This is a genomic window from Nostoc sp. (genome assembly GCF_036916985.1).
Lineage (GTDB): Bacteria > Cyanobacteriota > Cyanobacteriia > Cyanobacteriales > Nostocaceae > Nostoc.
The window spans coordinates 302,793-317,262 of sequence record NZ_JBALFD010000082.1 but is presented as its reverse complement, the minus strand read 5'-3'; the positions used below and the strand labels follow the sequence as shown (position 1 = coordinate 317,262).

Sequence of the window (14,470 nt, the reverse complement as noted above, 5' to 3'; positions counted from 1 at the left end):
GGAGAGGGGAGCAAAAAGCTTAATTTTTCGTTGCTCCTCCCTTTCCGTTTCGGAGAGGGAGGTTGGGAGGGAGAGGTTCATCGAACTCACGTTGAATTATTGGCTGACTCGATAAATAGGTCTAACCTGACGATAAGTATTAAGTAAGTTCAGAAATTTATTTCCATCAAAATTTATTGGGTCAACTTTTTTACCAGAACGGTCTACTAAACGGTGGGTAGTAATGCGATGGTCTGGAACTTGACTTTGAGCAATTAACCAAGCAAGAGAATGATATTGAGCTTCTGTGTAACCGCTATGGGTTTGTTGGCTGCTACTGTCATAACTATCTGGAGGTGTTTCTAAAGAAACGTGATAAGCAAAATTATTCACTGATGCCGGCAAAGTCGGATTAGTCTGCACAGTTTCCACTCCCTCTGGAGTCTCAAAGACAGAGTGAGCTGCACCAAAAGCCCGTTTTTCTGGTGGTACTAGATAAACCACTGTTCCATCTAACTTGACTAAAGCGTGGTAACTTGCTTGCACACCTTCATCGTTATGGGCTACTTGAAAGAAATTAATCGCACTGGAAGCAGAATAACCAGTTTCATGAAGGACGATAATTGGTTGGTTGTGGAGAGGAACGCCGTTCACATCTTTGGTGTAACGTTCTCCATAGTTACTGGGGTCAACGGAAGCAACTTGATAACTAGGTCTGTAGCGTGCAAAAGCTTGAGTGGTTACATACCTTGCTACAGGCTTGTTAATCTTGACTGGGGACTTGAGAACACGTTGAGATTTCTTCTCTGGTTCTTTCGCTGATTGGAATTGCACCTGCGGATATTGACTGAAAGCCATAACCGGTGGATTGGATATATGGGATGTTGTCGGATTATTGTGTAATTTTGTCGCTCGTCCAATTATCAGCACTACAACTAAAGCCATGAACATCAGCGAGATTAGTAGCACCCTAGTCGCCCAGTCTTTAAACCTCATTTTTCTAATACCCGTAAAACGGTAGATATTAATTTATAGCTCAACTCGCGTGTCCCTTGTAGAGGCACATTTCTGTAAACCCCTACCGCTTATGGTATCCAAACAGTATCGCTATAATACCTTAATTCTAGTTAAATATACCTTTATAATCCCTGCAATAGTGCTGTTACGAACCATTTAATAAGGATGTTTTACCTACACCTCCTTCACCAAGTACTAGCAGCTTAGGAAGATATTATTGTTTACCTTCTAACCTGGCTCGGAGATAGGTCAAAATTGCCTCCGTTCCCTGCTCAACAATTTCAGGTGGCGGCGAGCTTAATTGTGGATTGTTATCGAGGAATAGCTCAGTCAATTTGGAGAGTTGGCTGATTTCTGGCGGCAGACTCCTGAGTTGATTGTTATCGAGGTATAGCTCAGTTAAGTTGGAGAGTTGGCTGATTTCTGGTGGCAGACTACTGAGTTGATTGTTATCGATGTATAGCTCAGTTAAGTTGGAGAGTTGGCTGATTTCTGGTGGCAGACTGCTAAGTTGATTGTCAGAGAGGTCTAGCTCAAGCAAGTTGGAGAGTTGGCTGATTTCTGGCGGTAGACTGCTGAGTTGATTGTTAGAGAGGTGTAGCTCAGTCAAGTTAGAGAGTTGGCTAATTTTTGGTGGCAGGCTACTGAGTTGATTGTGATTCAGGACTAGCATTGTCAAGTTAGAGAGTTGGCTGAATTCTGACAGCAGGCTACTGAGTTGATTGTTATCGAGGAATAGCTCAGTCAATTTGGAGAGTTGGCTAAATTCTGGCGGCAGGTTGCTGAGTTGATTGTGATTAAGGGCTAGCGTTGTCAAGTTGGAGAGTTGGCTAAATTCTGGCGGCAGGTTGCTGAGTTGATTGTGATTGAGGGCTAGCGTTGTCAAGTTAGAGAGTTGACTGAATTCTGGCGGCAGACTGCTGAGTTGATTGTTATCGAGGTATAGCTCAGTCAAGTTGGAAAGTTGGCTGATTTCTGACGGCAGGCTGCTGAGTCTCTTGTTATAGAGGGATAGCCATCTCAAGTTGGAAAGTTGGCTAATTTCTGGCGGCAGGCTGCTGAGTTGATTGTTATTGAGGTCTAGCGCTATCAAGTTGGAGAGTTGGCAGACTTCTGGCGGTAGGCTGCTGAGTTGATTGTGATTAAGGGCTAGCGCTGTCAAGTTGGAAAGTTGGCAGATTTCTGGCGGCAGGCTGCTGAGTCTCTTGTTATAGAGGGATAGCATCGTTGCCTTTTCTCTGGCAGCTTTTTCTATAATTTGCAACAGTTCTTCGTTTGTCATCTGCAAACCTCAGCAATTCTGTAGCGATATTTACCAGAATAGTGTATTGCAGGTTATGGGGAGTGAGGCTAGATTAATGTGTTCTATCTGCGTAGAACAGAGATGTCTAGTATAAAGACGCGATAAATCGCCGTCTCTACAAAAGATTGATTATTGTAGAGACGGCGATTCATCGCATCTCTTGTCTTAACCGAACAGTATTGGATTTACACTGGAATCTCTATGACAAATTCTGTTCCTTCACCAAGCACAGAATTGCAACTCAACTGTCCATTATGGATTTCCTCGACGATTTGACGAGCGATCGCTAATCCTAATCCCGTTCCTTTACCAACCTCTTTAGTTGTAAACAGGTGGTTAAATATCTGCGCTCTAATCTCCTCTGGCATCCCCTGACCGTTATCTTTGATGCGAATTGTTACTGTGCTTTGGTCAGTGGATACTTCGGTGTGAATGAGTATTTGCTGATATTCATCTCGGACTTGGGCATAAGAATGTCCCTCAATGGATGTATCTAAGGCATCAATGGCATTGGCAATAATATTCATGAATACTTGATTTAGCTGTCCTAAAAAGCACTTGACGGGTGGTAAATTACCGTATTCGGTGACAACTTCGATCGCAGGACGTTTTTCATTCGCTTTGAGGCGATACTTCAAAATTAACAGAGTACTCTCAATGCCTTCATGGAGATTACAAGCAACTTTTTCGGCTGTATCGGCTCTGGAGAAGGTACGCAGACTGGTACTAATATCTTTAATCCGTTCTGAAGCCACCTTCATCGAACTTACTAGCTTTGGCAAGTCTTCAATCAAGAATTCTAGGTCAATTTTTTCGCTATGCTCAATAACTGCGATCGCTGGAGTGGGATGATGTTCTTTAAATAATTGGATATGGGTGAGTAAGTCTTGAGTATAGTCTTCGGCATTGTTGAGGCTACCTTCGAGAAATCCAATCGGATTATTGATTTCATGTGCCACTCCAGCAACTAAATTGCCCAAGGTTGCCATTTTTTCATTTTGCACCATTTGTAATTGGGTGCGCTCAAGTTCTTGTAGCGATCGCTCTAGTTGATGGGAATAATTCTGGGATTCTTGATAAAGACGGGCATTTTCTAGAGAGATGGCGGCTTGGGCGCATAGCAGTTGGATAACTTCGGTGCGATCGCGAGTAAATACACCAATTGTTAGCAGATTTTCTAGATATAACAGCCCGATGATTTTACCCTGGTTTAATATCGGCGTACACAAGACACTCTTAGGTTGTTGCTGCATGAAATATGGATCGGCAATAAAATCAGTTTGTGCTGTTGCATCATCCAGCACAACAGTTTTTAAGCTGTGTTTGACAAAGTTTACTAATGTAATCGGAATGCCTTCTTTGCTTGACAATGGCACAGATAGTAGGGTAACTCCTTGATCAATAGTAGCTACAGCTTCAACCATTAAGTTATCTTGTTGGAGTACAAGCAGAATCGCTTTTTGTGCCCCAGCATTTTCCATGATCACTTGCAAGAGAGTAGTGAGTACTTGCTCTAATTGAATTTCACTGGAAAGAGCTTGTGAGGCTTTAAAGATGGTGGACAAATCGAGGGTTTCAGAAATACTGCTGCTAGAAATATTTGTGTGAATGGTTTTATTTATGAATGATGATGTATCGATGGTTGAACTCAGTTGCAAGCGATTTAGTTGCCCTTGCAAGACGGGAAAAAGGAATTGAGGATAGCATTTTTCTAAGTTCTCGGTTTTGGCTTTAGCACCCCAACGGGCATAGCAATAATAAGCTTCCTGCATGTAAACTTGAGCGATTTTTTCTTTGCCCCAGTCGAGGTAAAACTTAGCAGCTAATTCATTACTTAAGGCTTCTTCTTGGACGTATTTGTTTTCTTTAGCTAGAGTTATGGCGCGATCGTACAATTCCATTGCTTTGTTATTTTGCAGCAAAATCCGATGCCGTTCTGCCTCGACTAAGTAAAATTTATGTTGATGATTCATCGGGGCATGATGCGCCCATTTTTTCAGTTTTTTCTGATGAGATATTACTTTTTTAAGAATCTGTTTTTGCTCAGTCGCCTTTGCTGTAGGGTAGAGATTCAGTTGGGTTAGCGCCTCATAAAAATAAACTATTGGTACAATTGCCGCCGATGTTACCCCATCTAAATAGGTTATGGCATTAATTGCTGCCTCAGATGCTCCGGTATAATTTTCAAACAGGTAGCAAAGTATGAGTTCATTGGCATAGCTAAAGCTTAATCCAGTGCGATCGCCTGCTTGTTGTTGTAATGGACGAATAGTTTGGGCATCATAAACGGCACCTGATAAGTAGCTGGGATTAGTAGACTGTCCCAACAAATTTAAGATGGCTTGACGAAATGAATTAATATATATCTGAGGTTTTTCTTGTCTAAAATTGTTGTAAACCTCAGCATAATCACCCATCTGTTTTTCTAACTCGGCTAATTCCTGCCCCATTAAGTATCCATGAAAACTACAGCTATAGCTAGCCCAAGCAGCATATTCAATATCTCCTGTTTCTAACCCCACTTGATAGGCTTCAGTTAACGGTGCAATTGTGTCTTTAAGTGCTTGATGCCAGTGATTAATAAATGTTTGAACAATAAAGAAGGTTCTCGCTTTTAATTCCTTACTATGGAATTTTTCGAGAACTTGTAATGCTAATTGACCAAATTTATAACCTGTCTCAATATTTCCCAGAATGCCACACTCAATCAATCCATACCAAGCATAGCCAAAGGCCGATGCTGCCGCATTGCCATACTGCATCGATAAATTGACTTCGCTCAAAATTATTGGTGGCAGTAAATCTGGACGAGCAATATAAGCTGTTGAATTCGTACTAGCTAAAATTCGGATTGCTGCTAGTTGTTTGTCCCCTGTCATGTTAGGTAAATCAATCAAATTTAAAGGAGATTTACCTAAAAATCGTAACTTGGTTTGGGCTAAACTAAGTAATGTTTGCGTTTGATTTACTTGAGGAGATAGTTTAACACCTAAGAGATTTAACAGTGCGATCGCAGTCTGAATCGAATCCTCAAAACGACTCTGGGCTAAATAAGATTGGATTTGGATTTCAATCGATTTAACCCGATCTAGTAAGACTTTAGCATGTTGTTGAACTTGCTTGACAAACTCTTCTACCTGGTCAAATTGACCCATAAGGTAGGCTGCCGAAGCAGCTTCTTCATGCAGGGCTAATGTAAGTGAATACTGTTGTTGCCAGCTATCTGTTCTCAATAGCTGAATACCACAACTGATATATTCTATTGTATTAGCATAAGCTGTTGATAGTTTAGCTTTTTGCCCAGCTAGCAAATTTAACTGCGCTAATTGATCTCGATCGGACTGTCGAGTGATTAGCTTTACACCAATATTCAACTGATTAACAATCTCAAAAATTCTCTCTTCTTGCTTTTTAATGGATATTTTGCTTAATAGCAGTTGACCAATTTGCAGATGGATAGATTGTTTGTCTGCATCTGGGATTAAAGCATAAGCCGCTTGTTGAACGCGATCGTGTAAAAATTTATAGTTTACAGTTAGGGAATTTTCTACTAAGTCCTGTGTTTCCCGCCCGACATAGAATTTGTAAACTTCACTTTGGGGTAAGATTAATCCCTCTTGTAATGCTTTCCAGAGATATGTTGCTGTTTCGGTTTCAGATTTTTCAGAAACAATTGCCAATGTTGCTAAATCAAATTGATTTCCAATACAAGCTGCTAATTTCAAAACATCCTGCGTTGATTCTGGCAATTTTCGCAACTGTAACACCATAAAATTAATCACATCATCTGTCAGGGTTAAAGCCTTCAACTGGGTTATATTAAACTGCCAGCTTCCGCTATTTAAATCAAATTTAATTAACCGATCTTGATGCAGTGATTTGAAAAATTGTGTACTAAAAAATGGATTGCCTTTAGTTTTCTGATATACTAATTGTGTTAATATTTGTGTAGTTTCTAGCGAGCAATTTAAGGTATCAGCAATTAGCTGATTTAAACTTGCTTCACTCAATGGGGCTAATGTAATTTTATTAATGATAGCATGAGTTTTGGCAATTTCATCTAATGTTAACATCAATGGATGAGCAGCAGAAACTTCATTATCACGATAAGCTCCAATTAATAATAAATATCCTGACTTTGAGTCATTCATTAATACCTGGATTAACTTCATCGATGCTGAATCTGCCCACTGCATGTCATCCAAAAAAATGACTAGGGGATGTTCTTTGGTAGTAAATACTTGAATAAATCTTTGTAATAATAAATTAAACCGATTCTGTGCTGCGCTTGCTGAAAGTTCCGTTGCAGGCGGTTGTTTACCAATAATTTGTTCTAGTTCGGGAATTACCTCAAGAATGACTTGCCCTTGATCGCCCAGCACTTGTAAAATTTTATTTTTCCAAGTTGACAAATGAGCATCACTTTCACTTAGCAATTGCCCCATTAAGTCTCGAAATGCTTGCACAAAAGCGGAAAAGGGAATATTCCGATTAAATTGGTCAAATTTGCCTTTGATAAAGTAGCCCCGTTGCTGGACAATGGGTTTGTGAACCTCGTTAACAATTGCCGTTTTACCAATACCAGAAAAACCAGCTACTAGCATTAATTCTGTCTGATTGTTGGTAACGCGGTCAAAGGCTTTTAGCAGAATTTCAACTTCATGTTCACGACCATAGAGTTTTTCTGGGATAATAAAGCGATCGCACACATCCCGTTGAGCAATTGGGAAACTTACAATTTTCCCCGTCTCCTTGAGTTGAGCCAAACAATTTTCTAAATCATATTTCAGTCCGAATGCACTCTGATAGCGGTCTTCAGCATTTTTTGCCATCAGTTTCATCACAATGTCTGACAACACTTGCGGAATCTCTTCCCTATTCCCTGTCCCCTCTCTCCTCTCCCCTAAAAGTGGCGGAAGTTTGGCAATATGACAATGTACCAATTCCATTGGATCGTGCGATTGAAATGGTAATTGCCCTGATAGTAATTCGTAAAAAGTTACACCTAAAGAATAGAAATCAGTCCGGTAGTCAATCCCCCGATTCATTCTTCCAGTTTGCTCTGGAGACAAATAACCCAATGTTCCTTCTAACACATTAGGACTCATCAAGATTTGAGTTTCCCGTGGTAGCAGAGATGCAATACTAAAGTCAATTAACTTAACTTCTTTAGTTTCTGGATTAATTAAAATATTGCCGGGTTTAATATCTTTATGAATGATCCGATTACGAATTAGAATATCTAAGGTATCACACAGAGTGATCGCAATTTGTAAAAACTCCATCAGAGATTCTACCCTTCCCCCTACTCGCCATTCCTTCAAGGAGACTCCGCCAAAGTCTTCCATAACCAATGCATAGCCATTCTGATACGTTTCTAGGCTATAGGTTTGGATGATTCCAGGTAGATTCAGATTTTTGGCGATGGTAAACTGGTTGCGAAAGTGTAGCAATTCGCTGAAGCTGGGATAAGCAGTTTTCATCAGCTTAATCACCACAGATTTGTGATCAGTCTCTCGATTAGCGCGATAAACTAAGGTTCGAGAACCGTTGTATAGTTCTTTGCTAACTTGATAGCCGGGAATACTGACCATAGGGCTTAATTTTTGAGACCTCAGTATTTAGGGTTCCCAAAAACATTACCAAACTTGATTTATTGCGCTAATGCTTGACGCACCCACTGCCTAAAATCTAAAATTGGCATCGTCAAGCAAAGCTAGAAAAACCTAGATTCGGTGGAATATCCTGAATCCGTCCAGGGCCGATCGCTCGTAATGCTTCTTTGAGTAAAATATCCCCAGTATACAAGGCACGTCCGACAATCACACCACTTACGCCTTGGGGTTCTAATGCCAACAAACTCAACAAATCGGTGAGAGAACTGACTCCACCAGAGGCAATTATCGGGATGGAAATTGCTGCTGCAAGTTCTCGCAAAGCTTCTAAATTCGGGCCTGTGAGTGTACCGTCTCGGTGAATATCTGTGTAAATTATGGCGGCTGCACCCAATTCTTGCATTTGTACAGCCAATTGAGTTGCTAAAACTTCTGAGGTTTCTAACCAACCGCGAGTTGCTACGCGTCCGTTACGAGCATCAATACCAATAATAATCTGTTCGGGAAATTCTTGACAGAGTTCTTGCACTAGTTGGGGTTGTTCTACGGCGATAGTGCCGAGAATTGCCCACTGTATGCCTAGATTGAATACTTGTTGCACACTGGTGCGATCGCGCAATCCTCCACCAATTTCAATTGGCACTGACACCGCATGAGCGATCGCTTCAATTGCCCTCAAGTTTACTACTTTACCTGCTTTAGCGCCATCTAAATCAACTATATGTAGTCTGGTAGCACCTTCATCTACCCACTGTTTGGCAACATCAGCAGGATTTTCGCTAAACACTTGCGAGCGATCGTAGTCTCCCTGATACAGTCGTACACAGTGACCTTCTAGTAAATCAATCGCTGGAATTACGTCCATTTACCTTTTCCTTATAACTCAATGCAATCAAACACTAGTTTTTTATTTTTAATTGCCTTACAGCTTGCCCAAAACCTAGCACCAGCAAGATATTAGAAAGGGTCAAAAATAGTTCTGCACCGCCATGCAACCAATCTACATTGGCCAAAGACTCACCATAATGCAATTGGGCATAAATTCCTGCGGGGATGGTGATGGCAACAAAGACGAGAGTGCCATAAAATCCATACAGCGCTAAACGTGGCATTTGCGGACTGCGGCTGATAAACCACAAGAAACCCAAATAGGGAAATAGTGAAAGTGCAAACAGGGTTTCTTTAGAAATCATTGCTCTGATTTAATAGGTTTTGGTTCAACAGTGTTAGCAGATTTGGTAGAACGCCAAATCAAATACGCCGCTGCCCAAAGCGTAAAATTACCAACTAAAGTCATGGTAGCTTGAAGCGTTACCATCCATTCCAGCGATTCGGCGTTGTCGAAATAATGCCAGGTACAGGCACACATAGCGCTAACTAAAGCTGGTAACATGGCAAGAGATAATCCCCACCAATTGCGGTTATTAGTCAGTTCGCCATAAGTCCAGATTAACCAAATGGCGACAATCCACTCAATAACGCTAGAAATATGAATAATCCAGGTAGGAATCGATAGGACGTGCATAAAAAAGTTAGGAGTTGGGAGTTGTTTCTATCTTCCTCTGTTACGAACTTTGAAAATAGACCTTGTGAATGAGTCTATTATCTGTATATAGCAGTTCCCATTCAGATGCAGTACAACATTATATCGCGATGTGTAGGGGCATTAAGCCCTGGCGAATAGGAATTCGCGGCTACACTGGCATTGTCCGCCTCCGCGGACTAAGGTTAAATCAAGGTTTTGAAACCCACGCAGGTGGGTTTTGTTTGTGTAGACGCGGTTTCTAACCGCCCGTTTCGCGTTAAGTTGACTATAAACTACAGATATTCTGTATAAAAAAGCTATTAATCTAAAATCCAAAATTTAAAATCTAAAATGGTCAAGATACGGGCATTATTGTCTGGGTATTACGGTAAAGGGAATGGTGGTGACGAAGCTTTATTGGCAACGCTTTTGCAAATGTTACCATCTCATGTAACGCCTGTGGTGCTTTCGGGAAATCCAGAAGAAACCCGCGATCGCTACAATGTAGAAACCTACGATCGCATGGCTGTTTTACCTGTCTTGCAAGCTTTACGCTCTTGTGATGCCTTGATTTGGGGCGGCGGGAGTCTCATTCAAGATGTTACTAGTACCATCAGCCCATTTTATTATGGGGGACTGATGGCATTGGCGCAAAAAATGGGTTTGAAAACTGTTGCTTGGGCGCAGGGTATCGGCCCGTTAGTGCGTCCGCAAACTCGTTGGCTGGCACGGCAGAACTTTACTAATTGTACCAAAATTAGTGTCCGCGATCGCGCCAGTGCGGCTTTATTATCTGATTGGCAAATTCCTTGTATTATAGCTCCTGACCCAGTTTGGGCATTGGAATCGCAACCAGTACCAGGACTTTGGGATTTACCTGCGCCGAGAGTTGCGGTAACGTTGCGATCGCATCCCCAACTTACAGAAACACGTTTAGCAAATTTAACTCGCGCTTTGGTTGACTTTCAAAAAGCCACACAGGCTTTTATTTTATTACTGCCATTTCAAAAAAGTGAAGATTTAAGTATTGCCGAAGCCATTCAACCACATCTTAAAGATGTCAGCCAGATTTTATGTCTAGAAGATCCGCAACTTTTGAAAGGTGTATTTCGCGGTGTCGAGATGGCAATTGGGATGCGTCTGCACAGCTTAATTATGGCAGCAGCCGAAGGTTGTCGTTGCTTTGCTCTTAGTTATGACCCCAAAATAAATCGTCTCATGGAAGATTTGGAAATGCCTGGGTGGGATTTAGCCAGTTTACCAGATGACCCTAATTTTATTAGTCTAGCTTGGATGGAGCATTATGCTAATGGTGAGCCGTTATCATCAGAGCAAATAAAATCTTTAGTAGATAGGGCATTAATGCACCGTGAATTATTGAGCCAAGCTTTTCTTTGACCAAGCCCCGTTGGGGCGGGAGTAGGGAGTAGGGGAAAAAGACGCAACACCTACAACCTTCTTCTCTACGAGACGCAACGCTTTCGATACAAGCCCCGGCTTTCAAGACGATAGCATTGATCGGGGTTCAGAGCTACGACCAATGCCGTCTTCCCTACTCCCTGTTTGGTGACCCTCCTAAGCTCTTTATGCCACGTAATTGGATAAAGTCGAGTGCCATCTTAAACAAAAAAGTGGTTCTGCAATCAGCAGAACCACTAAAGCTTTCGCAAACCTGTTATAAGTTAACGAACTGCTCCTTGATAAGAAATAGTATCAATTGGTTTCATTAGGTACAGCCGCAATAACTGCCAACCATTGGAAATGTAAAGGGGTAGTTTTTGGAAGAATTGCAGGAATTTGGGAGTGTTGGAATTAGCGATCGCACCCAACTTCTCATTATTGCTTATACAAATGTCCAAGCGCTCATAAAACTCTGGATTCTCTACATCCAGCATCAGCGGGAACACCCTACCTGCATTCTCGTTGGTCTTCTGAATTACATGGATATCGTATTCTCTTGCATCCAGTCCAAGGGTGGCATAAAAGTCCTTGCGTTGGATGTCATTGAGATACATGGTCGCAAACACCGACAATAGGAAGAACCGACTCCACAGCCGTGCTTTCCAATCATTCAACATTTGCGGCTGAGATTTCATGATCGCATCAAAAAAATCACCGTGACGGTTTTCATCTTGACACCAGTTTTCAAAGAACCGGAAGATTGGATAAACCCGGTCTTCGGGATGTGTTTCTAAATGGCGATAAATGGTAATGTAGCGCCAATAACCAATTTTCTCAGAAAGATAAGTGGCGTAGAAGATGAATTTCGGTTTGAAGAAAGTATAACTGCGGCTCTTAGTCAAAAACCCTAAATCTAGGGATAGATTAAAGTCCGATAAAGCTTTGTTTAAAAAGCCAGCGTGACGTGCTTCATCCCGTGACATCAGGTTAAAACACTCTGCCAAAACCGGGCTTTTGCCCTTCAAGCGACGACCAAGTTCTTTATACAGCAAAAAGCCGGAAAACTCTGCCGTACAAGAACGTTCTAGAAATTCAACGAACAACTTGCGAGTTTCCCCGTCAATATGATCCCAGGATTGTTCAAACTCGGCATCGCGAACAAAGTGGTGGCGGTTGTAGTCAGTGCGGAACTCTTCGAGAATGGCTTGTAACTCGTCTTCGTTGACGGAGATGTCCATCCGTGCCATTTCATCAAAATCGGTAGTATAAAACCGAGGTGTTAGCAGGGTTTCTTTTGCCGGGACTTTAATCCCTGGCCGGATTTCTTCAAAGCCTGGTTTTTTGAGGGAATCTACCATGTCTTGATTGCTCTTTCGTCTTTATTATCTTAAGTAGACCTTTTGGGTGACGCTCCTGCGTCTCTACCGCTACGCTAACGGTAGTTCCTCATGGGGGAAACCCCTTTGGCGCTAGCCTCTCCACTTTGGGAGAAGACCGGACTGCCTTACCAGAAAGCCAAGGGTAATTGCTCTGGCAAACCGTAACAGCCCATAATAATCCAATTGTATAAAGTTCAGTCTACCAAGGTGCGGGTTAGAAACTTATAAGCAAAACATTAAGAGTTGCAACAATAATTCAATGTTTGAGGGATCAATAATCGCAGATTGATAGTTAAGCAAAGGTAGTTTTAGCGATCGCCATTGTTTCGAGCCAGTAAAGCAACATGCACTTTTTGTATCTAAAAAACTATAAACTCAGTAATTTACCGTGGTTATTACTACAATAAATTTATGGGGTTTGATCGATCAATACGTTAGCGATCGTTAATTTATTAACAATTCATAGTTAATATAATTACTGAGAACATTTAAATATTCTAGTAATATGTTACACTTTTTTCAGTGACTATAGGTTAGTAGGTTAGATAGTAACCACCTACAAAAATTACTAGAAAATAACTGATGCAAGATGTAAGTTTAGCTATCTATATTTAGTATAAAAAACAGTATAAGAAAACAATCTTAGACAACAAGAGCAAATCCAAAGGGTTGAAAACAAGATGAATCTTGAAAACAATCAGCGTAAAAGCCGACTTCTTGTTTCTTACATCTTGTGTGCAGCCGTCTTTTTCGGATTAGGAGGACTGCACCGTTTTTACAATGGCAAGATCGTAAGTGGTTTGTTCTGGCTGTTGACTGGTGGTGTGTTTGGTATAGGACAGCTTTTGGATTTGTTCATCATCCCTGAGATGGTTGACGAATACGAAAATAAGCTGAGACTAAAAGTAGGTGTATCTCCCTTGGGTGTACCGTTAAATCAAGCAGTGGTTGCCTCTCAAGTCCAGGAACCAACAAGCAACAAACTCATGATTGAACTCATCGAAGCGGCAAAAAGCAAGGGTGATAACTTACTCCTCAAAGAACGTTATCGTGCGATTAAACAAATAGGGCAAGGTGGTTTTGGTAAAACCTTCTTAGCTGTAGATGAAGATAAACCTTCAAAACCATTATGCGTAATTAAACAATTTTATCCTCAAGCTCAAGGTACTGGTACTCTTGCAAAAGCCATAGAATTATTTAATCAAGAAGCGGTGCAGTTAGATTTATTAGGCAAACATCCCCAAATTCCTGAACTACTGGCATATTTTACCCAAGAAAACGAGCAGTATCTTGTACAAGAATTTATCGATGGGCAAAATTTAGCTCAAGAGTTAGCAGATAGAGGTACTTTTAGTGAAACGCAAATCTGGCAATTACTAAATGATTTATTACCAGTATTACAATTTTGTCACGCCAGAAAAGTAATTCACCGCGATATCAAGCCAGAAAATATTATTTTACCTAAAAGCGAAACCCAACGTAAATTAGTATTAGTAGATTTTGGTGCTGCTAAATCTGCCACTAACACCGCCTTAAATAGAACTGGTACAAGTATTGGTAGTCCTGAATATGTGGCACCTGAACAAATGAGAGGTAGGGCTGTTTTTGCCAGCGATATTTACAGTTTAGGTGCTACTTGCATTAATTTATTAACTGGGCGATCGCCATTCGATTCTTATGATGTTAATAACGATACTTGGATTTGGACGCAATACTTAAAAAATCCTGTTAGTAATAAGTTGAGTCGCATTCTTAACAAGATGCTAGAAAGCATTCCCATTCGACGTTATCAAACAGTAGATGAAGTTCTTAAAGACTTAAATCAACACTCTTAAATTTAATGCAAAATTATTTTTTTACATTACCACACAATACTTACCGCTACTTTTACCCACACTGTAAACCCTTGCATGAAAGAGGGACAAGGGAGACAAGAGGGACAAATAGTAAATGACTCTTTTAAGTCATTCCCGATGAAACAAGTTTCATAGCCTTGAATGAAAGAATAACTGGGGACTGGTATTTTTACTCAGCACGAGCTAAACGCCCCGCTACCGCTAACGGCACTCAGCACTTTCAAGCTAGAGATGAGAACGTTTCCAAAAACATAGAAATGATCGGGATGGGGCATCGCCACGACTTTAAACGGGTAGGGATTTACTGTAAGACTGCAACAGTTGCAAGTTACTGTGAACTGCCAAGTGTTTCCCCAACCTAGAAGGTCAGTGAGTATGTCAATTTCCATATCCCT

At 41.1% G+C, this 14,470-nt stretch carries 9 protein-coding genes and 2 pseudogenes; 4 read left to right on the top strand and 7 right to left on the bottom strand.

Going from position 1 to position 14,470, the window contains the following annotated elements; all coding sequences use genetic code 11:
* Nucleotides 1–96 precede the first annotated feature (96 nt).
* The 6 genes from V7L07_RS27700 to V7L07_RS27675 all read right to left on the bottom strand — a co-directional run bounded on the left by V7L07_RS27700 (nt 97) and on the right by V7L07_RS27675 (nt 9,439).
* Nucleotides 97–975, bottom strand: coding sequence for a peptidoglycan recognition protein family protein (locus tag V7L07_RS27700; RefSeq protein WP_292852289.1), 879 nt, complete (start codon nt 973–975; stop codon nt 97–99).
* A gap of 235 nt (nt 976–1,210) precedes the next feature.
* A complete protein-coding gene (locus V7L07_RS27695; protein ID WP_335062225.1) occupies nt 1,211–2,278 on the bottom strand; it encodes a leucine-rich repeat domain-containing protein in 1,068 nt (355 codons plus the stop codon).
* 206 nt (nt 2,279–2,484) lie between these two features.
* Nucleotides 2,485–7,893 (bottom strand): trifunctional serine/threonine-protein kinase/ATP-binding protein/sensor histidine kinase, encoded by a 5,409-nt coding sequence (locus V7L07_RS27690; protein ID WP_335062223.1) that lies wholly within the window; start codon nt 7,891–7,893, stop codon nt 2,485–2,487.
* A 112-nt stretch (nt 7,894–8,005) separates the two neighbouring features.
* The gene (gene hisA, locus V7L07_RS27685) at nt 8,006–8,779 is read right to left on the bottom strand and encodes a 1-(5-phosphoribosyl)-5-[(5-phosphoribosylamino)methylideneamino]imidazole-4-carboxamide isomerase (protein ID WP_335062221.1); all 774 of its coding nucleotides are present in this window, start codon (nt 8,777–8,779) and stop codon (nt 8,006–8,008) included.
* Between the two features lie 34 nt (nt 8,780–8,813).
* Complete coding sequence (locus tag V7L07_RS27680) at nt 8,814–9,107, bottom strand: DUF3593 domain-containing protein (protein WP_334776618.1); 294 nt, start codon at nt 9,105–9,107, stop codon at nt 8,814–8,816.
* Nucleotides 9,104–9,439: a DUF2499 domain-containing protein gene (locus V7L07_RS27675; RefSeq protein WP_334763798.1), complete on the bottom strand. Its 336-nt coding sequence runs from the start codon at nt 9,437–9,439 to the stop codon at nt 9,104–9,106. The genes V7L07_RS27680 and V7L07_RS27675 overlap by 4 nt, the downstream gene beginning before the upstream one ends.
* A gap of 351 nt (nt 9,440–9,790) precedes the next feature.
* Between V7L07_RS27675 and csaB the strand changes: the two genes are divergently transcribed.
* Entirely contained in the window at nt 9,791–10,837 is a 1,047-nt protein-coding gene (gene csaB, locus V7L07_RS27670; protein WP_335062219.1) for a polysaccharide pyruvyl transferase CsaB, read from the top strand.
* Between the two features lie 284 nt (nt 10,838–11,121).
* On the opposite strand, the gene acsF is transcribed toward csaB, so the two are convergent.
* Nucleotides 11,122–12,198 carry a magnesium-protoporphyrin IX monomethyl ester (oxidative) cyclase gene (acsF, locus tag V7L07_RS27665; RefSeq protein ID WP_335062218.1) on the bottom strand — a complete coding sequence of 359 codons (1,077 nt, stop codon included), beginning with the start codon at nt 12,196–12,198 and terminating at the stop codon, nt 11,122–11,124.
* 701 nt (nt 12,199–12,899) lie between these two features.
* Between acsF and V7L07_RS27660 the strand changes: the two are divergent.
* From V7L07_RS27660 to V7L07_RS27650, 3 genes and pseudogenes are all read left to right on the top strand, one after another.
* A pseudogene (locus V7L07_RS27660) lies at nt 12,900–13,064 on the top strand (NINE protein); the annotation flags it as partial.
* 168 nt (nt 13,065–13,232) lie between these two features.
* A pseudogene (locus V7L07_RS27655) lies at nt 13,233–14,051 on the top strand (protein kinase domain-containing protein); the annotation flags it as partial.
* A gap of 161 nt (nt 14,052–14,212) precedes the next feature.
* Nucleotides 14,213–14,437 (top strand): hypothetical protein, encoded by a 225-nt coding sequence (locus V7L07_RS27650; protein ID WP_335062216.1) that lies wholly within the window; start codon nt 14,213–14,215, stop codon nt 14,435–14,437.
* The last annotated feature ends 33 nt before the right edge of the window (nt 14,438–14,470 follow it).

Coding starts and splice junctions, on each gene's coding strand:
- V7L07_RS27700 (WP_292852289.1), bottom strand. CDS start 975: ATGAGGTTTAAAGACTGGGCGACTAGGGTGCTACTAATCTCGCTGATG.
- hisA (WP_335062221.1), bottom strand. CDS start 8,779: ATGGACGTAATTCCAGCGATTGATTTACTAGAAGGTCACTGTGTACGA.
- V7L07_RS27675 (WP_334763798.1), bottom strand. CDS start 9,439: ATGCACGTCCTATCGATTCCTACCTGGATTATTCATATTTCTAGCGTT.
- V7L07_RS27690 (WP_335062223.1), bottom strand. CDS start 7,893: ATGGTCAGTATTCCCGGCTATCAAGTTAGCAAAGAACTATACAACGGT.
- V7L07_RS27695 (WP_335062225.1), bottom strand. CDS start 2,278: ATGACAAACGAAGAACTGTTGCAAATTATAGAAAAAGCTGCCAGAGAA.
- V7L07_RS27680 (WP_334776618.1), bottom strand. CDS start 9,107: ATGATTTCTAAAGAAACCCTGTTTGCACTTTCACTATTTCCCTATTTG.
- csaB (WP_335062219.1), top strand. CDS start 9,791: ATGGTCAAGATACGGGCATTATTGTCTGGGTATTACGGTAAAGGGAAT.
- acsF (WP_335062218.1), bottom strand. CDS start 12,198: ATGGTAGATTCCCTCAAAAAACCAGGCTTTGAAGAAATCCGGCCAGGG.